The 22,555-nt window shown below is 73.0% G+C and carries 16 protein-coding genes and 1 tRNA gene; 12 read left to right on the top strand and 5 right to left on the bottom strand.

Features of this window, described 5'->3' with window-relative positions; genetic code table 11:
* Positions 1-39 precede the first annotated feature (39 nt).
* On the top strand, positions 40-3,651 hold the full coding sequence (gene mfd / locus BEP24_RS07100; protein WP_065961785.1) for a transcription-repair coupling factor: 3,612 nt from the start codon (positions 40-42) through the stop codon (positions 3,649-3,651).
* A gap of 295 nt (positions 3,652-3,946) precedes the next feature.
* Here mfd and nhaA read toward each other — a convergent pair whose 3' ends face one another.
* The gene (nhaA, locus tag BEP24_RS07105; protein WP_065961787.1) at positions 3,947-5,125 is read right to left on the bottom strand and encodes a Na+/H+ antiporter NhaA; all 1,179 of its coding nucleotides are present in this window, start codon (positions 5,123-5,125) and stop codon (positions 3,947-3,949) included.
* A gap of 97 nt (positions 5,126-5,222) precedes the next feature.
* On the opposite strand from nhaA, the gene BEP24_RS07110 reads away from it, so the two are divergent.
* From BEP24_RS07110 to BEP24_RS07145, 8 genes are all read left to right on the top strand, one after another.
* A complete protein-coding gene (locus BEP24_RS07110; protein WP_065961789.1) occupies positions 5,223-6,023 on the top strand; it encodes a MazG family protein in 801 nt (266 codons plus the stop codon).
* Between the two features lie 380 nt (positions 6,024-6,403).
* Positions 6,404-7,648, top strand: coding sequence for a histidine--tRNA ligase (gene hisS, locus BEP24_RS07115; protein WP_065961791.1), 1,245 nt, complete (start codon positions 6,404-6,406; stop codon positions 7,646-7,648).
* Positions 7,649-7,741: 93 nt separating this feature from the next.
* Positions 7,742-9,025: a phosphopyruvate hydratase gene (gene eno, locus BEP24_RS07120; protein ID WP_065961793.1), complete on the top strand. Its 1,284-nt coding sequence runs from the start codon at positions 7,742-7,744 to the stop codon at positions 9,023-9,025.
* A 333-nt stretch (positions 9,026-9,358) separates the two neighbouring features.
* The gene (locus BEP24_RS07125; protein ID WP_083230170.1) at positions 9,359-9,910 is read left to right on the top strand and encodes a septum formation initiator family protein; all 552 of its coding nucleotides are present in this window, start codon (positions 9,359-9,361) and stop codon (positions 9,908-9,910) included.
* A gap of 100 nt (positions 9,911-10,010) precedes the next feature.
* On the top strand, positions 10,011-10,559 hold the full coding sequence (locus BEP24_RS07130) for a DUF501 domain-containing protein (RefSeq protein ID WP_065961837.1): 549 nt from the start codon (positions 10,011-10,013) through the stop codon (positions 10,557-10,559).
* 41 nt (positions 10,560-10,600) lie between these two features.
* Entirely contained in the window at positions 10,601-12,067 is a 1,467-nt protein-coding gene (locus BEP24_RS07135; RefSeq protein WP_065961794.1) for an FAD-dependent oxidoreductase, read from the top strand.
* A 74-nt stretch (positions 12,068-12,141) separates the two neighbouring features.
* Positions 12,142-12,215 (top strand) — tRNA-Leu (locus BEP24_RS07140).
* Positions 12,216-12,313: 98 nt separating this feature from the next.
* Positions 12,314-13,675, top strand: coding sequence for a threonine/serine exporter family protein (locus tag BEP24_RS07145; protein WP_065961798.1), 1,362 nt, complete (start codon positions 12,314-12,316; stop codon positions 13,673-13,675).
* Positions 13,676-13,980: 305 nt separating this feature from the next.
* Here BEP24_RS07145 and BEP24_RS07150 read toward each other — a convergent pair whose 3' ends face one another.
* Positions 13,981-16,422 carry an Ig-like domain-containing protein gene (locus tag BEP24_RS07150; protein WP_216093117.1) on the bottom strand — a complete coding sequence of 814 codons (2,442 nt, stop codon included), beginning with the start codon at positions 16,420-16,422 and terminating at the stop codon, positions 13,981-13,983.
* A 230-nt stretch (positions 16,423-16,652) separates the two neighbouring features.
* Here BEP24_RS07150 and BEP24_RS07155 point away from each other — a divergent pair, with 230 nt between their 5' ends.
* Entirely contained in the window at positions 16,653-17,234 is a 582-nt protein-coding gene (locus BEP24_RS07155) for a LemA family protein (protein WP_065961803.1), read from the top strand.
* Positions 17,235-17,279: 45 nt separating this feature from the next.
* On the opposite strand, the gene BEP24_RS07160 is transcribed toward BEP24_RS07155, so the two are convergent.
* Positions 17,280-18,545 carry a crosslink repair DNA glycosylase YcaQ family protein gene (locus BEP24_RS07160; RefSeq protein ID WP_065961809.1) on the bottom strand — a complete coding sequence of 422 codons (1,266 nt, stop codon included), beginning with the start codon at positions 18,543-18,545 and terminating at the stop codon, positions 17,280-17,282.
* 94 nt (positions 18,546-18,639) lie between these two features.
* On the opposite strand from BEP24_RS07160, the gene BEP24_RS07165 reads away from it, so the two are divergent.
* Both BEP24_RS07165 and ilvA read left to right on the top strand, forming a co-directional pair.
* A complete protein-coding gene (locus tag BEP24_RS07165; RefSeq protein WP_065961812.1) occupies positions 18,640-19,878 on the top strand; it encodes an AI-2E family transporter in 1,239 nt (412 codons plus the stop codon).
* A 92-nt stretch (positions 19,879-19,970) separates the two neighbouring features.
* On the top strand, positions 19,971-21,230 hold the full coding sequence (ilvA, locus tag BEP24_RS07170) for a threonine ammonia-lyase (RefSeq protein ID WP_083230173.1): 1,260 nt from the start codon (positions 19,971-19,973) through the stop codon (positions 21,228-21,230).
* Positions 21,231-21,434: 204 nt separating this feature from the next.
* On the opposite strand, the gene greA is transcribed toward ilvA, so the two are convergent.
* Both greA and BEP24_RS17495 read right to left on the bottom strand, forming a co-directional pair.
* Complete coding sequence (gene greA / locus BEP24_RS07175) at positions 21,435-21,923, bottom strand: transcription elongation factor GreA (protein ID WP_065961813.1); 489 nt, start codon at positions 21,921-21,923, stop codon at positions 21,435-21,437.
* Between the two features lie 67 nt (positions 21,924-21,990).
* Complete coding sequence (locus tag BEP24_RS17495; protein WP_171898747.1) at positions 21,991-22,317, bottom strand: DUF4307 domain-containing protein; 327 nt, start codon at positions 22,315-22,317, stop codon at positions 21,991-21,993.
* Positions 22,318-22,555 lie beyond the last annotated feature (238 nt).

Raw genomic sequence — 22,555 nt, forward strand, 5'->3', positions numbered from 1 at the left:
CCGCGCCCGCTGTCGGAGGGCGCCGGTACCATCTCCTGAGTGACGATCTCGGGCATCATCCCTGCGCTCTCGCGCGCCTCCGCGTTCGATCGCGTCCTCCGCGCCGCCGGGCGTGACGCTGACTTCTCCGTCGTCGACGGCCTGCGCGTGCCGTTGCTCGCCGCCCTCCTGGCTGAGCGCTCCGGCCCGCAGTGCCTCTTCGTGGTGACCGCCACCGGGCGCGAGGCCGAGGCGGTCCGCAGCGCCTTCACGTGCACGGTGCCCGATGCCGAGGTCCTCGAGTTCCCCGCGTGGGAGACCCTGCCGCACGAGCGCCTGAGCCCGAGCGCGCAGACGGTCGGCACCCGCATCGCGACGCTCCGCACGCTCGCCGCGTGGCAGGACGCCGACCCGGCCGATCGCCGTCCCGTCGTCGTCGTGGCGAGCGTCCGGGCGGCGCTGCAGCCGATCGCGGGCAACCTGACCTCGCTCGCGCCGGTCGTCCTCCGCACCGACTCGCGCGGCAACGACCTCGCGGGGATCGCGGCGCAGCTGGTCGACCTCGCGTACGCCCGTGTCGACCTCGTCACGCGTCGTGGTGAGTTCGCCGTCCGCGGTGGCATCCTCGACGTCTTCCCGCCGGGCGCCGACCACCCGGTGCGCGTCGACTTCTTCGGCGACGAGATCGAGGCCATCAAGGCGTTCTCGGTCGCCGACCAGCGCACCACCGAGGACGACCTCGGCGTGGTCGAGCTCACCGCCTCGCGTGAACTGCTGCTGAGCGACGACGTCCGGCAGCGGGCGCGCGAGATGCTGCACGAGTTCCCGAACCTGTCGCAGATGCTCGCCAAGATCGCCGAGGGCATCCCGGTCGAGGGCATGGAGTCCCTCGCCCCCGCGCTCGTGCAGGACCTCGTGCCGATCACCTCGTACCTGCCCGAGGCCGCGACGATCGCCGTGCTGTCCCCGGAGCGGGTGAGTGGCCGTGCGCACAGCCTGGCCGAGACGAACACCGAGTTCCTGCAGGCCGCGTGGAGCGCCGCCGTCGCCGGTGCGCAGGCGCCGATCGACCTCGACGCCGGCAACTTCCTGACCGTGCAGCAGCTCAAGAACGGCCGTGGGCAGCGCACCTGGTGGACCGTGACGCCGTTCGACTCCGGGCTCGACGAGGGCGACCGCGACCGCGTGCTCACCGACGCCGAGGCCGCGAGCGAGGCCGGCGAGTACATCCGCGTCCGGGCCGAGTCGATCCCGAGCTTCGCCGGCAGCGCGGACGGTGCCGTCGGGCACGTCAAGCAGCTCGTCGACGACGGGTGGGCGGTCGTCGTGACGGCGCAGGGCAAGGGCCTCGTCGAGCGCGCCGTCCAGGTGCTCGCCGACGCCGGCGTCGCCGCCCGCGCCGGCGACCTCACCGCACCGCCGGAGCCCGGCGTCGCGGTCGTGACCACCGCGTCGGTCGAGGCGGGCTTCGCCACCCCCGACCCGCGCATCGCCGTCCTGAGCGAGGCCGAGTTCTACGGCCGCAGCGTCCAGCAGGGCGCCCGGACCGTCAAGAAGCTCGCGGGTCGTCGCAAGAACGTCGTCGACCCGCTGCAGCTCAAGCCGGGCGACGTCGTCGTGCACGCGACGCACGGCATCGCCCGGTTCGTCGAGCTCGTCTCGCGCGAGGTGAGCTCCGGCGGCCGGAACGCCGTGAAGACGCAGCGCGAGTACCTCGTGCTCGAGTACGCACCGTCGAAGCGGAACTACCCCGGTGACAAGCTCTTCGTCCCGACCGACCAGCTCGACCAGCTGTCCCGCTACGTCGGCGGCGAGAACCCGACGCTGTCGAAGATGGGCGGCTCGGACTGGTCGGCCGCCAAGTCGAAGGCGCGCAAGGCGGTCCGTGACATCGCGGTCGACCTCGTGAAGCTCTACTCGGCGCGCATGGCGTCGAAGGGCCACGCGTTCGGCCCGGACACCCCGTGGCAGCGAGAGCTCGAGGAAGCCTTCCCGTTCGCCGAGACCGCCGACCAGCTCACCACGATCGACGAGATCAAGCGCGACATGGAGAGCCCGATCCCGATGGACCGGCTGCTGTCCGGTGACGTCGGCTACGGCAAGACCGAGGTCGCGATCCGTGCCGCGTTCAAGGCCGTGCAGGACGGCAAGCAGGTCGCGGTCCTCGTGCCGACCACGCTGCTCGTCCGCCAGCACATGGAGACGTTCCAGGAGCGGTTCGCCGGCTTCCCGGTGCACCTGCGCGCGTTGAGCCGCTTCCAGTCCGAGAAGGAGTCGAAGGAGACGATCGCGGGCCTCGCGGACGGCACCGTCGACATCGTCATCGGCACGCACCGGATCCTGTCGCAGAACATCCAGTTCAAGGACGTCGGACTCGTCATCATCGACGAGGAGCAGCGGTTCGGCGTCGAGCACAAGGACCAGCTCAAGAAGCTCAAGACCAACGTCGACGTGCTCGCGATGTCGGCGACCCCGATCCCGCGGTCGCTCGAGATGGCGGTCACCGGCATCCGCGAGATGTCGACGCTCGCCACCCCGCCCGAGGACCGCCACCCGATCCTCACGTTCGTCGGACCGCAGTCCGACCTGCAGGTTGCCGCGGCGATCCGGCGCGAGCTGCTCCGCGAAGGCCAGGTGTTCTACGTGCACAACCGCGTCAAGGACATCCAGTCGGTCGCGTCGCACCTCGCCGAGATCGTCCCCGACGCCCGGATCCAGGTCGCGCACGGCCAGATGTCCGAGGGTGCCCTCGAGCAGGTCATGGTCGACTTCTGGGAGCGGAAGTTCGACGTGCTCGTCTCGACGACCATCATCGAGACCGGCCTCGACATCGCGAACGCGAACACGCTCATCATCGACAAGGCCGACAAGTACGGACTCTCGCAGCTGCACCAGTTGCGCGGTCGCGTCGGCCGTGGCCGGGAGCGCGGCTACGCGTACTTCCTGTACGACCCGGACAAGCCGCTGTCCGAGACCGCGCAGGACCGCCTCGAGACCATCGCGGCGAACAACGAGCTCGGCGCGGGCATGCAGGTCGCCATGAAGGACCTCGAGATCCGCGGTGCGGGCAACCTGCTCGGCGGCGAGCAGTCCGGCCACATCGCAGGGGTCGGCTTCGACCTGTACCTCCGGATGATCGGCGAGGCGGTGTCGCAGTTCCGCGGTGACGTCGCCGAGGGGCAGACCGAGCTCCGGCTCGAGATCCCGGTCGACGCGCACATCCCCGAGGACTACGTCGAGTCGGAGCGCCTGCGCCTCGAGGCGTACCAGAAGCTCTCGGCGGCGTCCGCCCCGGCGGCGCAGCCCGAGGCGATCGACATGGTGCTCGACGAGCTCACCGACCGCTACGGCCAGCCCCCGCAGGCGGTGCGCACGCTCGTCGAGGTCTCCCGACTCCGGCGGATGGCGCAGCAGGTCGGCCTGTCCGACGTCGTCGTGATGGGCTCGAACCTGCGGGTCGCGGGCAAGGAGCTGCCCGACTCGGCGCAGGTCCGGCTCGCGCGGATGTACCCCGGGGCGCGCTGGTTCCCGCAGCAGGACGCGTCGAGCATCCCGCTGCCGAAGCCGCACGGCGAGACCCTGCCCGACGACGCGCTCATCGACTGGGTGGAGGGCATCCTGACGGCGGTCTACGGGGCGTCGAAGACGCCCGCGGAGACGACCGCCGCCTGACGCGCGTCGCCTGACCGGCTCGGCCCGTCGGGTCGTCCTCTCGGACCGGAGGCGGCGTGGCCGGCCGGCAGCGCGCCTCCGGCCCGTCCCGTCGTCGGACGGGAGGCACGTGGCGGGCCGGTACCGCGCCTCCCGTCCGGCCCGTGGTCCGACGGGAGGCGCGTGGCGGGCCCGCACCGCGCCTCCTGTCCGGGCGGTGGTCGCGGCAGACCGCTCGTCGCGCCCCGTCGCGGATGCCGCATCGGCGCGACGACGCCGCTGTCGTCCGACGGCGGTGTTGCCGCAGCGCGTCGACCTACTCGGTCACCTCGGCCTCGGACAGCGCCCGGCGGGCGCGGTGGTGCCGCGCCTTCGCGCTGACCACGACCGCCGAGGCGACGATCGCGATGCCGGAGCCGACGAGGACGGCGAGGACGCCCTCGTCGAGGATCTCCTCGTTCCGGGCGAACGCGAGCTCGTTCATGAGCAGGGACACCGTGAAGCCGATGCCACCGAGCACGCCGACGGTGACGATCGAGCCGAAGGACAGGCGCGACCGGCCCGGGGCGCGGAACACCCTCGTCGCGACGACGCCGAACAGCGTGATGCCGAGCACCTTGCCGACGGGGAGCGCGAGCACCACCGCCCAGAACGTCGGGGAGAGTTCCCCGATGCCCACCGCGGGGACGACGACCGCAGCCGAGGCGAAGGCGAACACCGGCAGCACGACCGCGTTCGACCACGGCTCGACGTGCTCGTGCAGCGTGTGTGCGGGCCGGCGCGGGAGCACGAGCCCGAGCGCGACGCCCGCGATCGTGGCGTGGACCCCCGAGTGGTACACGAGCCACCAGGTCACGAGCCCGACGAGGACCATCGCGACGACGATCCACGTCTGCGCGCTGCGGCCGGGACGGAGCAGTCGACCGAGCACCGCGAAGACGAGCAGCGCGACGACGGCACCGCCGAGGGCGAGGAAGTCCGTCCCGTGCGCGAACACCACCGCGATGATGACGATCGCGATGAGGTCGTCGAGCACCGCGAGTGCGAGCAGGAACACGCGCAGGGTCGAGGGCAGTCCGCGGCCGAACACCGCGAGGACGCCGAGCGCGAAGGCGATGTCCGTCGCGGTCGGGATCGGCCAGCCGTGCTGGTACGCCGTGCCCGTGGTGACGGCGAGGTAGATGCCCGCGGGGACGACCACGCCGCCGACCGCTGCGATGGCGGGGACCACCGCGGTCTTCGGGTTCGACAGCTCCCCGTCGACGAGCTCCTGCTTGAGCTCGATCGCGACGAGCAGGAAGAACACCGCGAGCAGCCCGTCGCTGATCCAGTGCGACACCGACAGGTCGAGGCCGACCGCACCCCACGGCGAGTGGGCGTCGAGGGCGCCTTCGAGGCTTGGGCCGAGCGGCGAGTTCGCCACGACGAGTCCGAGGACGGCGGCGGTGAGGAGCGCGATCGCGCTGAAGCGGGGGGAGCGGACGAGTGCCGACATGGTCCTCCGGGGTGTGGGGTCGGGCAACGGACCGTCGACCAGACTTCCCGACACACCTGGGCCCATCGTACCGGGCCCCGCGTGCGAGCATGGCCGCATGACCGCCGTCCCGGACCTCGTCGCCGTCGTCGACCGCCTGCTCGCTCCCGAGGGCGGGTGCGTCTGGAACCGTGCGCAGACCCACGCCTCACTCGCGCACTACGCGGTCGAGGAGGCGTACGAACTCGTCGACGCGATCGACGACGGGGACGACGACGACCTCCGTGAGGAACTCGGCGACGTGCTCTACCAGGTGGTGCTGCACGCGGGGGTCTCCGCGGCCGCGGGTGGGTTCGACCTCGAGGACGTCGTCGCCGGCGTCCGGGACAAGATGGTCCGCCGGCACCCGCACGTGTTCGGGGACGAGCGCGCCGACACCGAGGACGAGGTCGTCCGCGTGTGGCGCGCGGCGAAGGCGGCGGAGAAGGCCGGGCGGCGGAGCGTGTTCGACGGGGTGCCGCGGGCGATGCCGCCGCTGGAGCGGGCCGTGAAGCTGCTCGAGCGGCTCGAGGAGCGGGGCGACGCGGACGCGGTGCTGGCGGCGGTGACCGGTGCCGGATCCGGCACTGCTGCCGCACCCGGTGCCGGTGCCGGTACCGCTGCCGCACCCGGTGCCGGTGCCGGTGCGTCCGGCGCGGGACACGGAGTGGCGTCGGCAGGTGCGGGGCGTGCGGACGAGTCGCAGGCCGACGGGTCGAGCGACCCCGGTGCGGACGCCCGGTGGGGGATCGCCGTGCTCGAGCAGGTGGCCGCGGCACGGGCGGCCGGGATCGACCCGGTCGCCGGGCTCCGGGCGGCGGTCGGGATGCTCGAGGCCCGGGGGCGTGACGCAGACGAGGCGGAGGTGGGACGCGGCTGACCGGCGGGGCTGGTCGGCGTGGCCGACCGGCGAGGGCGACCGGCGAGGCCGACCGCTGCGGCTGGCCGGTGGGGCTGGCCGGCGTGCACCGCCGGTGTGGCCGACCGATGCGGCTGACCGGTGTGGCCGACCGCCGGACAACGAGAAGCGGGCGCCCTCCCAACCCGAAAAAGGAGGACGCCCGCGAGCGGGTCGCGACGCGCCAGGGAACGCATCACCAGGGACACCCGCTCGAACCGCGGGGCGACGTTGCAGCACTTCGTCCCCGCGAACGGCCCGGTGACCGGATCAGGCAGTCACCGAACCGAGGTTCTGGATGTAGCGTATCACCGGCCAGTCGGGTGCGCAACCGGCGGTACCCGTTCTGGCAGGATCGAGGCATGGCGACGACCGTGACGGCACCCCGTGGCATGCGTGACTTCCTCCCCGCGGACAAGGCCCGGCGCGAGCACGTGCTCGGCGTCGTCCGCGACGTGTACGCCCGCCACGGGTTCGACGAGATCGAGACCCCCGTGGTCGAGGACGCCGCCCGCCTGCACTCCGGCCTGGGCGGCGACAACGAGAAGCTCGCGTTCGCCGTGATGAAGCGCGGGCTGGGCGTCGAAGACCTGCAGCGGGCCGAGGCGCCGCTCGACCTCGCCGACCTCGGGCTCCGGTTCGACCTCACCGTCCCGCTGGCCCGCTTCTACGCCTCGCACCGGGCAGAGCTGCCGTCGGTGTTCCGATCGGTGCAGATCGCTCCCGTGTGGCGTGCGGAGCGCCCGCAGAAGGGGCGCTACCGCCAGTTCGTGCAGTGCGACATCGACGTGCTCGGCGAGCCCGGCCAGCTGGCGGAGATCGAGCTCATCCGCGCGACGACCGCGGCGCTCGACGCCCTCGCCATCGCCGGCACGACGATCCGCATCAACGACCGCCGCATCCTGCTGGCCCTGCTCGCCTCGTGGGGCATCGCCGAGCCGGCGACGGCGGACCGCGCGCTCATCACCGTCGACAAGCTCGACAAGATCGGCGCGGACGGCGTGGCCGCCGAGCTCCGTGACGTCATCGGCGCGGACCTGCCCGGGCTCGAGGACACCATCCGCGCGCTCGAGGCCGCCGACTGGGACACCGCCCGCGGTGCCGACTGGCTCGACGCCGAGGCGTTCGCCGACCTGGAGCGCCTGCGCTCGGCGCTGCCCGGTGTCGACCTGCGCTTCGACCCCACGCTCGTGCGCGGCATGGGCTACTACACGGGGACGATCTTCGAGGTCGCGCACCCCGACTTCGGCTACAGCCTGGGTGGGGGCGGACGCTACGACGGCATGATCGGGCGGTTCCTCGGGCAGGACGTCCCGGCCGTCGGGTTCTCGCTCGGGTTCGAGCGGCTCGTCGACCTCGTGACGCTGCCCGAGTCGGCCGAGTCCGACGCCGTCGTGCTCGTGTACGACAAGGACGTCGACCCGGTCCGGCTCGCGGCGCTGAAGTCCGAGGCGCTCGCGACACACCGACGCGTCCGACTCGAGCGACGGACGAAGAACACGAAGAACCTGCTCGCGGGACTGGCCGAGCAGGGGTTCGACGCCTTCGCGAGCGTCCGCGCCGACACGGAGACGCTCGAGGGCGTGGAGTTCCGACCGCTCGCCTGAGTCCGTCCGCGGGACGTCACGGGCGACTGCCGTCCACCCGGCGTCGCTAGGATCGACCCCGCAATCACCAACCGAACGTGTAGGGAGTACCCCGTGGCCGTGATCGATGCCGTAGGAGCACGCGAAGTCCTCGATTCCCGAGGCAACCCGACGGTCGAGGTCGAGGTCCTCCTCGACGACGGCGTGGTCTCGCGCGCACTCGTGCCGTCCGGTGCATCCACCGGCGCCTTCGAGGCGTACGAGCTCCGCGACGGCGACGCGAACCGCTACGGCGGCAAGGGCGTCCTGAAGGCCGTCGACGCCGTCCTCGACGAGATCGGCCCGGCGCTCGAGGGCTTCGACGCCACCGACCAGCGCCTCGTCGACGCCGCGCTCATCGAGCTCGACGGCACCGAGAACAAGTCGCGCCTCGGTGCGAACGCGATCCTCGGCGCCTCGCTCGCCGTGGCCCGCGCCGCCGCCGACTCGGCCGACCTGCCGCTGTTCCGCTACCTCGGTGGCCCGAACGCGCACACGCTGCCCGTCCCGCTGATGAACGTCGTCAACGGTGGCGCGCACGCCGACACCAACGTCGACATCCAGGAGTTCTTCCTCGTGCCCTACGGCGCCGAGAGCTTCTCCGAGGCGCTCCGCTGGGGTGTCGAGACGTACCACGCCCTCAAGGGCGAGCTGAAGAAGCAGGGCCTGGCCACCGGCCTCGGCGACGAGGGCGGCTTCGCGCCGGAGCTCGCGTCGAACCGTGCCGCGCTCGACTTCCTGCTCGCCGCGATCGAGAAGGCCGGCTTCACGCCCGGCAAGGACATCGCGCTCGGCCTCGACGTCGCCGCCACCGAGTTCTTCCACGACGGCAAGTACACGTTCGAGGGCAAGCAGCTCTCGAGCGAGGAGTTCACCGGGTACTTCTCGGACCTCGTCGCGAACTACCCGCTCGTCACCATCGAGGACGCCCTCGCCGAGGACGACTGGGAGGGCTGGAAGCACCTCACCTCCGAGCTCGGCTCGAAGCTCCAGCTCGTCGGCGACGACCTGTACGTCACGAACCCGAAGCGTCTGCAGCGGGGCATCGACGAGCAGGCCGGCAACTCGATCCTCGTCAAGGTGAACCAGATCGGCACCCTGACCGAGACCCTCGACGCCGTCTCCCTCGCGCAGCGCCACGGCATGACCGCGATCCTGTCGCACCGCTCCGGTGAGACCGAGGACACCACCATCGCCGACATCGCGGTGGCGGTCGACGGCGGCCAGATCAAGACCGGCGCCCCGGCCCGCTCGGACCGCGTCGCGAAGTACAACCAGCTGCTCCGCATCGAGGAGGAGCTCGGCGACGCCGCGGTCTACGCCGGCCGCACCGCGTTCCCGCGCGCCGCTGCCCTGTAGTCGGTCACAGCGCCACACGTCGGATGCCGTCCTCCTCCGGGAGGGCGGCGTCTCGCCGTTCCCGGCACGTCCGGCCCGCTCGGCGGCGCGCCCGTCACCGTCGCCGAGCGGGCCCGACCCGTCACGACGGGCGCCGCCGCCCGACCGATCCGGCCCGCGTGGCGGACGTGAGCGGCACGTCCTGCCCGCTCGGGGCCCCGGCCAGCCGTGTGGTGACGCGCCCCTCGCGGCGGAGGTGGGCCGCGCCTCCCGGCCGCTGGGAGGGTGCCGAGCGACGCACGACGGTCCGCGTGCCGGGCCACGGGACCGACCGGCCCGGGTTATCGTCGGACCGTGCCCAGTCAGAAGCCCCGCGTCCGCCGCGTCCCCGTGGCCATGCCGGCGACCGGCACGGGCGAGCAGCCCTGGTACCGCTCGATCCGGTTCTCCGGGTTCAGCCTGCTCATGCTCGCGATCATCGTGCTGTTCGTCGTGGTGCTCGCACCCTCGCTGCGGACGCTCGTGCAGCAGCAGGAGCAGATCGCCCAGCAGCAGCGCGAGGTCGCCGCGCAGAAGGCCGACGTCGCGCAGAAGAAGCAGGACGTCGCGCGGTGGGACGACCCCGCGTACATCGAGGCGCAGGCGCGCGACCGGCTGCTCTACGTCTACCCGGGCGAGGAGAGCTACCTCGTCATGGGCGCCGACCAGGGTCGCGGTGACGACCGGACGACCACCGACTCCGGCAGCCCGGTGAGCGCGAAGGTGCAGACGCCGAAGGTCGACTGGGTGCAGGCGATGCTGTCGTCGGTGCTCGAGTCCGGCCTGACCAAGAAGACCACCGAGCAGCTCGTGGCGCCCGACGTCTCGGGGACCGGCGAGCCGACGGGGTCCTCCACCGGGAAGTGAGCTGGGCCCGACCCGAGCAGGGAACCGGGCTCGACCGCCGGAAGGGGTGCGCCGTCACCGAGTAGGCCCCCGGCCGGGACTCCGCTAGGCTCACGTGCCCGTGACGACACCTCCCTTCGACCCGCCCTCCGAACGCGACATCCAGGTCGTCTCGGCGCAGCTCGGACGACCGGCGCGTGACGTCATCGGCATCGCGGCACGCTGCGTCTGCGGCAACCCGACCGTCGTGTCGACGAAGCCCCGGCTCGGCAACGGCACCCCGTTCCCGACCCTGTACTACCTGTGCCACCCCGCGGCCACCGCCGCGGTCAGCACCCTCGAGGCGAACCAGGTGATGCCCGAACTGGCTGCCCTGCTCGAGGACGAGACCGTGGCGGCGCAGTACCGGGCCGCGCACGAGTCCTACCTGGCCGACCGTGAGTCCATCGAGCACGTCGACGAGATCGACGGCATCAGCGCAGGTGGCATGCCCACCCGCGTGAAGTGCCTGCACGCGCTCGTCGGACACGCACTCGCCGCCGGACCCGGCGTCAACCCCATCGGCGACCGCGCACTCGAACGAGTCGCCTGGTCGCCCTCCCGGTGTGAGTGCCGGGCGTATGATGGCCTGGCAGACGCTGGAGTCGGGGCGGGTGGCGGCGAAGTCTGACCTGACTCTCGGCAAACCCCCATCCAAGGAGATCATCCCCCGTGCCCAAGATCCTCGTCGTCGGCGGCGGTTACGCCGGTTTCTACACCGCCTGGAAGCTCGAGAAGCACCTTCGCCAGGGCGAAGCCGAGGTCGTCATGGTGGACCCGCTGCCGTACATGACGTACCAGCCGTTCCTGCCCGAGGTCGCCGCCGGTTCCATCGAGCCGCGCCACGCGATCGTCTCGCACCGCCGTCACCTCAAGAAGACCCGCGTCGTCACGGCGAAGGTCACCGCGGTCGACCACGCCACCAAGACCGCGACCATCACGCCCGCCGTCGGTGAGCCGTGGCAGGAGTCGTACGACCAGATCGTCATGACCGCCGGTGCCGTCTCGCGCACCTTCCCGATCCCGGGCGTCGCGGACGAGGCCATCGGTCTGAAGACCATCGAGGAGGCCGCGGCCATCCGCGACAAGATCCTCACGAACTTCCACAAGGCAGCGACCCTGCCGGCCGGTCCCGAGCGCGACCGTCTGCTCACGGTCGTCGTCGTCGGCGGTGGCTTCGCCGGCATCGAGGTGTTCGCCGAGCTCCGCTCGTTCGCCTCGGACCTGCTGAAGAGCTACCCCGAGCTGTCCTTCGACGACACGCACTTCCACCTCGTCGAGGCGATGGGCCGCATCATGCCCGAGGTCTCGCTCGAGACGTCGCACTGGGTGCTCGAGAACCTCGCGTCGCGCGGTGCCGTCGTGCACCTCGACACGCAGCTCGCCTCGGCCGAGGGCGGCGTCTGCCAGCTCAAGGCCAAGGACGACTCGATCGAGACCATCGAGTCCGACCTCATCATCTGGACCGCGGGCGTCATGGCGAACCCGATGGTCAAGGGCACCGACTTCCCGCTCGAGCAGCGTGGTCGCATCCGCGTCCAGCCGGACCTCCGGGTCGTGGACGACAACGGTGTGGTCGCCGACGCGTGGGCCTGCGGCGACGTCGCGGCCGTGCCGGACCTCACTGGCGGCGGCGTGGGCGGCTTCTGCGTCCCGAACGCCCAGCACGCGGTCCGTCAGGCGAAGCAGCTGGCCAAGAACCTGGTCGCGGTCATCCGCGGCGAGGCGACGGTCGACTACAAGCACGCGAACCTCGGTGCGGTCGCGGGCCTCGGCCTCGGGACCGGCGTGTTCCAGTCCGGCAAGTTCGCGATGAAGGGCTTCCTCGCCTGGGGCGCCCACCGCGGCTACCACGGCCTGGCGATGCCGTCGTGGGAGCGCAAGTGGCGCGTCATCGGCGACTGGGTGGGTGGCTTCTTCCTCGGCCGCGACATCGCGTCGCTCGACGACCGCGAGACCCCGCGCACCGCGTTCGAGACGTTCGCGTCGCGTCCGAAGGCCGCCGTCGAGGCGCCCGCCGCCGCGCCGGCTCCGGAGGAGGGCAAGCCCGCCGACGCCGCTGGCCCGGCGTACGCCACCCCGGCCGAGGACGTCTCGAAGGACGCCGCGCCCGTCGAGGCCACGGCCGACGCCAAGTAGCACCAGCTCGACACGCAGGGCGGTCACCCCGGACGGGGTGGCCGCCCTGCGGCGTCGGTAGGCTGTTGCGGCCCGCCCCCGTGGCCCAACTGGCAGAGGCATGCGACTTAAAATCGCCGAGTTGTGGGTTCGAGTCCCACCGGGGGTACGGGACGGCCTGGAGGCGCGACCCGCCTCGGGCGCCCGGCCCGCGTCCGTCCCGTGGCCGGGTCCGGCGACCGGGCGCGAGGACCTAGCATCGTCTCCGTGGTCGGACTCGGAAGCGCCCTCGCGAACCTGCGCAACGCCCTCGGTCGCCCCGAGGCCCACGTCGAGGTCGTCGACGGCGAGACGGTCCCGACCGGCATGCTGCTCGGCACGCTCGGCGCGCTCCTGCTCGACGCCGGCAGCTCGGTCACCGACGTGCGGTCCGCGCTCGAGAAGGCCCGCGACACGGCCGGGGTCGGACCGTCGCTCGCGATCGGGGTGCTCCCCGCACTCGTCATGGTGAGCGAGACCTCGACGGGCGCCGCCACGATCGTGAACGCCGAGGGCGTCGAGCTCTCGTTCCGCCAGGTCGCCCGCGCGAACCGACTGGTGCTCGGCCTCGAGAGCGGGTCGATCGCCCTCGCGGAGATCCCCGCCCGGGTCCGCGCGATCCGCGCCGTGACCGTCCCGCCGCCCGGGCTGCCGTGGGTGCTCGGGAACGCCCTGACCTCGGCCGGGCTCGCGGTCGTCTTCCGCTGCCCGTGGTGGGCGGTGCTCGTGGCCCTCGGCGTGGGCGCGCTCGTCGGCGTCCTCAGCCTGGTGCTCCGGCGGTTCCGCGAGGCCGTCGCGATCGTGCCGTTCCTCGCCGCGTTCGGGTCGACCTCCATCGTCGGGCTCGTCGCCGCCGGCACCGGGTTCGACCACGTGCCGCTCTACGCGGTGTGCGCACCCGTGGCGGTGTTCGTGCCCGGCGCGCTCATCACGAACGCCCTGCTCGAGCTCACCGCGGCGGACATCGTCACCGGGGCGTCGCGGCTCGTGCAGGGCCTCATCATGCTCGGCTTCATGGCCGCCGGGATCGCCGCGGGGAGCGCGCTGACGGGCCTGCGGGTCGACCCGGCCTCCGCCGCGCTCGTCGGCGAGGTCGCCGGGGTCGGCACGGACCGCGCCGGGTGGGAGGCCGTCCCGCCTTACTGGGTGTCCTGGGTCGCCGTCGCCCTGCTCGCGGTCGGCATCAGCCTGGTGTTCGTCGCCGGGTGGAAGCTCACCGTGGCGTCCGTCGTCGTGATGACCGCGGCCTACGCACTCGTGTCCGGCGTGACGCCCCTCGCGGGCAGCGTCGTCGCGACCGGCGTAACGGCTGCCGTCCTGTTCGTCGCGACCCGGCTGCTCGAACGGCTCGTCCCCGCGATCCCGGCCACCGTGTCGTTCCTGCCGGCGTTCCTGCTGCTCGTCCCGGGCACGGTCGGGCTGGTCGCCGTCGCCACGTCCGACCCCGTGGCGCTCGGGACGCCCATCGCCACGTTCGTGAGCCTGTGCATCGGCACGAAGCTCGGCGGCCTGCTGCCCGGTCTGTTCCGACGCGCCGCACCGCACACGCGCTCGGTCCCGACGATCCCGGTGGACGAGTCGTCACCATGACCGCGCCTGCCTGACGACGCAGGCCGGTTCCCACCGGGACCGGATGCGTTCCGTGCGGTCCGTCCGCCCCGTGCTGCCCGCGACCGGAGCCGTCCCGGCGTGGACGGCGCGACCCGCACCGAGGCCGCCCACGGGTCGGGCGGACCGGCGTGGACGGGGGAGCCGCGCCTCCCGGCCGTCCAGGGGTCGGGCCGGACCGGCGTGGACGGGGGAGCCGCGCCTCCCGGCCGTCCACGGGTCGGGCCGGGCTGACGTCGAGGAGACGCCTCGCGCCTGCCGGCCCGGCGCCGTGGCGCCCGTGTCGATCAGCGCGTGGCGACCGGGGCCGTCCGCCGCAGGACCCACCACGTCGCGAGCGCCCCGAGCGCACAGGTCACGGCGACCGCCGTGGCCGCGATCCCGGCCGGACCGGCGGTACCGGGCCCCGACAGCACCGCCGTGCCGAGCGCGAGCGAGACCGCGGCGAGGGCGACGTACCGCGTTCGAGCGTGCGCCAGCAGCACCGCGCCCGCGGTGCCGGGGACGGGGACGAGCGACGCGACGAGCGCACCGACGCCGCCGACGCACAGGGTGGTCGCGACCTCGGCGGTCAGCGCCGGCAGGAAGCCGGTCTCCGGCGTGAGCGAGTGCAGTACCCACCCGGCGACCGCCAGCACGAGCACGGCGGTCGTCCGAGCCGTCGCGACGCGCACGCCGTTCGCCGTCGCCGACGCGAGGCGGAGCGACCCGGTGCCGTCGCCCGGGCGCCCGACGGGGACGAGGACGACCCCGAGCACGAGTGCGGGGGAGCAGTCGGCCGCCCGGGTCACCGCGCAGGCCACGAGTGCGACGGCCACGAGCCACGGCGAGACGCGGAAGCCGACGAGGGCCCGGTCCGCGCCGGCCGCCCAGCGCGTGGCGAGGACCACGGCCGCGGCGAGCAGGGCCGACCCGAGCAGGACGGCCAGGGCGAGGCGGACGTAGCGGGCCTCGAGGGAGACACCGACGCCGAGGAGCGTTGTGACGGCGACGACCCCGACGCCGAAGGTGACCGCGGCCCAGGTCGGGAGGACCTCGTCGCCGGCCCGACGCTCGGACCGCGGTCGGTTCCGTCCGAGCAGCCCGACGAACGGGTTCCGGAGTCGTCCCCGCGCGGCCGCACCCACGAGCGCCAACGGTGCCGCGACGAGCACCAGGAAGCCGACGGCGACGGCGGCAGCGGTGCCCGCGGTGGGCCACGACCAGGACGCCTGGACGGTCGGGACGCCCCGGTCGAACGAGGTCGACGCGGTCCAGTCGCCCGCGGGCCCGGTCCAGTCGCGGGACCCGCCCGAGCCGGGGCCGCCGTGACCACCGCCGGCGGCACCGCCCGCCGTCCCCGCGCCGCCGTCACCGTCGGACGGCGCGCCGGTACCCGTCCCGGTTCCCGCGGCGCCCGGGGACGACGATCCCGGCCCGGTCGCCGCGCCCGGAGCGGCACCCGCGCGTGTCGGTGTCGTGCCACGGCCCGGGGTGGACGTGCCCGCGCCGGCGCTGGCCGTGGCGCCCGCGACGGCGTCACCGGCGACGACCACGCGGACGACGGACGAGGACGGTGAGGCGTTGCCCGCGGCGTCCTGCTGGGTCACGGTGAGGTCGTGCGTGCCGGCCGTCGCAGCGGGGCCGGACGTGGTGCACCGCCACGTGCCGTCACCGCCGACCGTCGTGCGGCAGACGGGTGCGCGGTCGAGGTACACCGTCAGGACGGCAGCCGGTTCGCCGGTGCCGCTGACCGCGGTGGTGGCCTCGGTCAGCCGGTCGCCCGACACCGGCGCCGTGACGACGGGGGCGGCCGGCGCGGAGCGGTCCAGGACCACGCGCTGCGGTGCGGACGCCGCGCTGCGGAGGTCCGACCTGTAGCCGGCCGCGGTGCTCGCGGTCTGGGTGGCGGTGACGGTGAGCTGACCGTCCTGGGCGCCGGTCGCCGCGAGGGGCACGGTCCAGCGACCGTCGGGCCCGACGATCGCCGAGGCCTCACCGGTCGAACCGGCCACGGCGACGGCGACGCGGGCGCCGGCGAGGCCGGTGCCGCTCACCGGGCCGACGGTGGCGCCGGCGGTCGTGACGACGGGCGGGACGACGACGTCCGACGCCGGCGCGGCGGCCGAGCCGAGGGCGGGGTCGGTGCGGTCGGTCACGGTGAAGACCTGCTGCGGTCCCGAGCGCACCGTCGCGAGGCACGCCCAGGAGCCATCGGCGGCGACGGTCGTCCCGCAACCCGTGCCCTCCGGGCCGGAGACCTGCACCGCGTGCCCGGCCGTGCCGCTGCCGCTGAACCGGACCGTCGCCGTCGTGACGTCGCCCGGGTCGGCGATCGTGGGACGGGTCACCGGCGGGTCGGTGGGTGTCGGGGTGGGTGTCCCCGGGCGCCCGGTCGCGGGCGGCAGGGTGCCGAGCAGTGGTGTGCGGTCGGGCGTCGCGGTCGACGACTCCGGGGCAGGGGTCGGGGCCTCGGCGGCGGCGGGGGCCTCGGCACCGGCCGTGGTCACCGCAGGTGTCGTCGCGTCGGGCACGTCGGTGTCGGCCAGCGCCGCGGGGGCGATCACGAGCAGACCGGCGACCGCGGCGACGAGGGCGGCGCCGAGGGCACCCGCACGGGCTCGTCGACGTCGTGGGCCCGTGTGGTGCCGGGCCGGCCCGCCCTGGGGCGGGAGGGGTCGCTCGGCTGGGCCGTCGTCCCCGACGGCCCGTTCGTCCACGTTGTCCCCGAGCGTGTTCACCGTTTCCATCACACGTGATCGCGGCGCTCGGGTCAATCCACCACACGGATGACACCCACGTCGGCCGGTCGGCCAGGGCGACTGCCGCACGCGAGGTGGACGCCACTCGGGAATCCCCCGTGAACCGAGGCTCCCGTCCGGCGGTCAGGGTGCTGCTCGGTAGGATCGACAACGGCCGTCAGACGGCCTCGCACCCGCGCTGCACCCCGCGGGACCCGACGCGCAGAGGAGTACACGCGATGGACACCGGTCTCGTCACGACGTTGATCGTCGTCGGAGTGGTGGTGGTCCTGCTCGTCGTGGTCGGGATCGCCCTCTGGGTGAGCTACCGGTCCATGGTGTCGCTCCAGGCCCGCGTCGACGGCGCGTGGTCGGACATCGCGGCCCAGCTCGAGCGTCGCGCGGAACTCGTCCCCACGATCGTCGAGACGGTGCAGGGGTACGCGACCCACGAGAAGGCGGTCTTCGACGACGTCGCTGCGGCGCGGGCGGAGACCCTCCGTGCGACCGACGCCACGAGCGCGTCCACCGCCGAGGGACACATGCAGAAGGCACTGAAGAGCGTGTTCTCGGTGGCCGAGGGGTACCCGCAGCTGCAGTCGAGCCAGACCTTCCTGCAGCTGCAGTCGGAGCTCGTCGCGACCGAGGACGGCATCCAGGCTGCCCGCCGCGCCTACAACGGCGGCGTGCGCGAACTGAACACGAAGATCCGCTCGTTCCCGAACTCGGCCTTCGCCAGGAGCAAGGGCGTGACCGAGGCGCGGTTCTTCGAGACCGCGGAGCCCGCGGCGATCGCGGAACCGCCGCGCGTCCAGTTCTGACGGGCGGCCGTCGGAGCTGATCCGTCCGTCGCGGACCGCGGCCGGTCAGTCCGCCGTCGGTTCGGGTGCGGGCTCCGCGGCGTCGGTGTCGTCGGCCGACACGTGCGGCACGAGGGGGACGCCGAGCGCCCCGGCCACCGCGGACGCTGCCGTCCCGCGGTCGGTGACCTCGATCCCGTCGAGCCCCTGCCACGCGGCGGCACGCCGGAGCGTCTCGGCCAGGCGCTCGGCGTCGAGCTGTCCGCCGGGCTCCTGCCAGGCGGTCCGGACGCGGAGCACCCCGCGCTGCCGGTCGCTCTTCAGGTCGACCCGACCGGCCAGGCGGTCGTCCTGCAGCACGGGCAGGACGTAGTAGCCGAACACCCGGCGCGGCGCGGGCGTGTAGATCTCGATGCGGTAGTGGAACCCGAACATCCGCTCCGCCCGGCGCCGGAACCACACGACGGGGTCGAACGGGCTGAGCAGCGCGTCGGCGTCGATGCGACGCGGCAGCCGGGCGTCGACGTGCATCCAGGCGCGGTCCCGCCAGCCCGCCACCTCGACCGGCACGAGCTCGCCGCGGTCGACGAGTTCGGCGATCGCCGCTGCCGTGTCGTCGGCGCGCAGCCGGTGGTGGTCGGCGATGTCCGCCCGGGTCCCGACGCCGACCGCTCGCGCGGCGCGTCGGACGAGCTCGGTGATCGCGGTGGGCCGGTCCGGGGCGGTCTCGAGGAACCCGGGCGGCAGGACCTGCTCGGGCAGGGCGTACACGCGCTCGAAGCCCGCCCGTCCGGCGCTCACCACGTCGCCCCAGCGGAAGAGCTGTTCGAGCCCGGTCTTCACGTCGCTCCACCCCCACCATGGCCCGCGGCGGACGTTCGACTCGTGCTCGACCGCGCTCGCCGGCATCGGCCCCTCGGCCCGGAGCAGCGCCAGGAGTTCCCGTCGCACCGATGCCGTCCGTTCGACACCCGTGGCGCGGGTGGGCCCGGCGTCCCGTTCGCGGTACGCGTCCATCCGCCAGCGGTACAGCGGCAGGTCGGCGCGGGGGACGAACGCCGCCTCGTGCGCCCAGTACTCGACGTAGGGGCCGCGACTCGTCATCGTCAGGCGGTCGAGGGTCGACCGGTCGTAGGCACCGAGCCGGGCGAAGAGCGGCAGGTAGTGCGACCGCTCGAACACGTTCACGGAGTCGATCTGCAGGAGCCCGAGTCGGTGCACGACGGTGTTCAGCGACCGCGTCCCGACGGTCGCCGGTCGCGGGGCGGCGAAGCCCTGGGCACCGAGCGCGATGCGGCGTGCCTCGGCGGCGGAGAGCGTCGTCCTGACCATGCGCCCGACGCTACCGATCCCCGCCGACACGGGGTGACCGCGGTGTATGCCGCATATGGAACGTCCGATCTGTCGCGTCGGTACAGTGGCGGGCATGGCCTGGGGAAAGAAGACACAGCCCGATCCCGTAGTCGACGAGACGGTGCCCGCGGGCATGCGCATCGCGGGGGCGTGGTCGTGGCGCGTCCTCGTCGTGATCGGCGTCGTCGCGGTGGTCATCTACCTGGTGACCCTGTTCAGCGAGGTCCTCATCCCGTTCCTGATCGGGATCGTCGTCGCGGCGCTGCTCGTGCCGCTGTCGAACTGGATGCAGCGCCACCACGTGCCGAAGTGGGTCGCCGTGGTCGTGAGCCTGGTCGGCGGCCTCGCCGCCGTCACCGGCCTCGTCTGGCTCGTCGTCGACCAGATCGCCGCGTCCTACCCCTCGCTGCGCGAACGGACCCTGTCGCAGTACGACACCATCCGCGACTTCGTGATGAACTCGGGCCTCGGGATCAGCCAGGACGACGTCAACCGGTACCTCAACCAGGCCACCGACTGGCTCTCGAGCAACTCCGGCTCGATCCTGTCCGGCGTCGCGAGCGCCGGCTCGTCGCTCACGCACCTGCTCGCCGGGCTGTTCGTCGTGATCTTCACCACGATCTTCCTGCTCATCGACGGCAAGAACGTCTGGCGTTGGACCGTGCGCCTCTTCCCGAAGAACGCGCGCTCGGCCATCGACGGCGCCGGGGTCGCCGGGTGGACCACCCTGACGAGCTTCATCCGCGTGCAGATCTTCGTGGCCTTCGTCGACGCCGTCGGCATCGGCATCGGCGCCGCCGCCCTGCAGCTGCCGCTCGTCATCCCGATCGCGGTGTTCGTCTTCCTCGGCGCGTTCATCCCGGTCGTCGGTGCGATCGTGACCGGCTTCCTGGCCGTCTTCATCGCCCTCATCTTCAACGGGTGGGTGGCCGCGGTCATCATGCTCGGCGTGATCCTCGTCGTGCAGCAGGTCGAGGGGCACATCCTGCAGCCGCTCGTCATGGGCAGCGCGGTCAAGGTGCACCCGCTCGCCGTGGTCCTCGGCGTCACGGCCGCGTCCGGGCTCGCCGGCATCGCCGGGGCGTTCTTCGCCGTGCCCCTCATCGCCACCGTCAACTCGATGGTCACGACGATCGCGAGCGGCCGGTGGAAGGGCCTCGACTCCGACCACGTGCTCGAGGCGAAGCAGCGCGACCACCACGCGAGCGTCGAGGCGAAGCGGAAGCGGAAGTGGCGGAAGCGGCACCCCGACGGCGTGCCCGCTCCGGGCAGCGACGAGCAGCCGACGGCCACGAAGGGCACGGCCGGCTGACCTCCGGCACGACCCGCTGTGGACGGCTGAGTCCGTCCACAGATCCGTGTCACGAGTTCGCCGCACCGGCCCCGAACGACGATGATGGGTCCGTGACCGACACCAGCGTGCCCCAGCAGCAGACCGCCGCGTTCCCGACGCTCGCGGACATCGAGGCCGCCCGCCGCACCATCGCCGGGGTCGCCCGGGTGACACCGATGGAGACCTCGGAGTTCCTCGCGGGACTGCTCGGGTCCCCGGTGCACCTGAAGTGCGAGAACCTGCAGCGGACCGGGGCGTACAAGCTCCGCGGTGCGTACAACCGGCTCGCGGCGCTCAGCCCCGCGGAGCGTGCCGCGGGCGTGGTGGCCGCGAGCGCCGGCAACCACGCCCAGGGCGTCGCCCTCGCGGCTCGCGAGCTCGGCATCCCCGCAACGATCTTCACCCCGGTCGGCGTCGCCCTGCCGAAGCTCCAGGCCACCCGCCACTACGGTGCCGAGGTCGTCCTGCGCGGCCACTCCGTCGAGGAAGCCCTGAGCGCCGCCAAGGAGTTCTCGAACCGCACCGGCGCGGTCTTCATCCCGCCGTTCGACCACCCCGCGGTGATCGCAGGGCAGGGCACCCTCGGGCTCGAGATCCTCGACCAGGTGCCGGACGTCGACACGGTCGTCGTGCCGATCGGTGGCGGCGGGGTCATCTCCGGGATCGCGCTCGCGGTCAAGGGCACCGCCGAGCGCCTCGGTCGCGAGATCCGGGTGATCGGGGTCCAGGCCGAGAACGCCGCGGCCTACCCGTCCTCGATCAGCGCGGGCGAGCCGGTCACCGTGACCACCCGACCGACCATCGCCGACGGCATCGCGGTCGCCCGACCGGGTGACATGAACTTCCCGATCATCCGCGACCACGTCGACGAGATCGTCACCGTCTCCGACGACGACACCGCACGGGCGCTCCTGGTCCTGCTCGAACGGGCGAAGCTCGTCGTCGAGGCCGCTGGTGCGGTCGGCGTCGCCGCGATCATGTCGGGCGCGGTCCGCGACACCGGGCGCACCGTGGTGCTCCTCAGCGGCGGCAACATCGACCCGCTGATGATGGAGCGTGTGATCACGCGCGGACTCGTCGCCGCGTCGCGCTACATCGGCATCCGGATCATGCTGCCGGACCGTCCGGGCCAGCTCGCCCGCGTCGCCCAGGTCATCTCCGACGCGGGGGCGAACGTGGTCGAGGTCCTGCACACCCGGCACGGCCAGGGGCTCGTCATCAACGAGGTCGCCCTCGACCTGTCGATCGAGGCCCGCGGTCCCGAGCACGCGCAGGAGGTCATGCAGCGCCTGCACGAGGTCGGGTTCCAGCCGGAGCTGCTCGAGCACTGACGCGTGCCGCCCGGGGAGCACTGACGCGTGCCGCCCGAGCAACACTGACCCGTGCCGCCCGAGATCGACGCGCCCCGCCGGAGGAGCACTGACGCGTGCCGCCCGAGATCGACGCGCCCCGCCCACCAACGACGACGCGCCCCGCCCACGAACGACGACGCGCCCCGCCGGAGCGGAGCGCGTCGTCAGGTGCTGCGGCGGAGCCTACGGCTCGTAGCGCTCGACCTTCGTCACCTCGACGGCGATCTCCTTGCCGTTCGGTGCCGTGTACGTCGTCTTCTCGCCGGCGCGCAGGCCGACGATCGCGGCGCCGACCGGGCTGACCGGGCTGTACACCGTGAGGTCCGAGCCGTCGGCCACGATCTCGCGGTTGCCGACGAGGAAGGTCGACTCGTCGCCGGCGATCACCGCGGTGACGACGGTGCCCGGCTCGACGGTGCCGTCGAAGTCGGCCTCGCCCACGGTCGCGTGCTTGAGGAGTTCGGTGAGCTGGCGGATGCGCGCCTCGATCTTGCCCTGCTCGTCCTTGGCGGCGTGGTAGCCGCCGTTCTCCTTGAGGTCGCCCTCCTCGCGAGCCGCCTCGATGCGGTCCGCGATCTCCTTGCGGGCCGGGCCGGAGAGCTGCTCGAGCTCGGCCGTCAGACGGTCGTGCGCCTCCTGGGTCAGCCAGGTGACCTGGGGGTCGTTGCTCATGTGGGTTCCCTTCGACAGAGAACGAGACCGGCCGGTGTGGCCGGTCTCGCTCGCGAATCAGACGAGTCTAGGGAACCCAGCAGTCGTGGATCAAGCCGGTCACGCCGCGAGTCGCCGTGTTGACCTCGGTCGTGACGGTGCGGGTGCGCTGGTCCGACGGCGGCAGGGTGATGACCTTCCACCCGACGATCGCGTACCCCTTGTCGAGCACCTGCACGGCGCACTTCGCCTCGGTCCCGGGGTCGACCGAGACCTGCGAGTGCACGACGGTCTGGTGCTCGGAGACGACGGTGTACCCGACCTCGGTGTTGTCGAGGCCGTGCGAGCTCTGGTCGAGACCGGCCCAGATCACCCATGCGGCGAACACGACGACGATGGCGGCCGCCGCGACCACGCCGAACAGTCGGGAGCGCTTGCGGCGGTCCGGGGTGCGTCCGTACCGGTCGTCCAGTGCGGCGGTGCCGGTGGGACGCGCGGTCGTGGATGCGTCGGGTGCAAGCGGTTCGGACAGTTCGGGGCTCCTGGGGTGATTATCCTGATCCCAGGGTAGTTCACGCCCCGCTGTGTGCCGCCCGGGTCCCCGGACACCGTCGGTGTGCGTCACGTCCCGGTGGTGCCGCCCGTACGACGCC

Source organism: Curtobacterium sp. UCD-KPL2560 (assembly GCF_001705035.1).
Lineage (GTDB): Bacteria > Actinomycetota > Actinomycetes > Actinomycetales > Microbacteriaceae > Curtobacterium.

Excerpts from the sequence above, each read along its gene's own strand:
- nhaA (WP_065961787.1), bottom strand. The coding sequence starts at position 5,125 with ATGTCGGCACTCGTCCGCTCCCCCCGCTTCAGCGCGATCGCGCTCCTC.
- BEP24_RS07110 (WP_065961789.1), top strand. The coding sequence starts at position 5,223 with ATGACCGCCGTCCCGGACCTCGTCGCCGTCGTCGACCGCCTGCTCGCT.
- hisS (WP_065961791.1), top strand. The coding sequence starts at position 6,404 with ATGGCGACGACCGTGACGGCACCCCGTGGCATGCGTGACTTCCTCCCC.
- BEP24_RS07150 (WP_216093117.1), bottom strand. The coding sequence starts at position 16,422 with ATGGAAACGGTGAACACGCTCGGGGACAACGTGGACGAACGGGCCGTC.
- BEP24_RS07155 (WP_065961803.1), top strand. The coding sequence starts at position 16,653 with ATGGACACCGGTCTCGTCACGACGTTGATCGTCGTCGGAGTGGTGGTG.
- BEP24_RS07160 (WP_065961809.1), bottom strand. The coding sequence starts at position 18,545 with ATGGTCAGGACGACGCTCTCCGCCGCCGAGGCACGCCGCATCGCGCTC.
- BEP24_RS07165 (WP_065961812.1), top strand. The coding sequence starts at position 18,640 with ATGGCCTGGGGAAAGAAGACACAGCCCGATCCCGTAGTCGACGAGACG.
- greA (WP_065961813.1), bottom strand. The coding sequence starts at position 21,923 with ATGAGCAACGACCCCCAGGTCACCTGGCTGACCCAGGAGGCGCACGAC.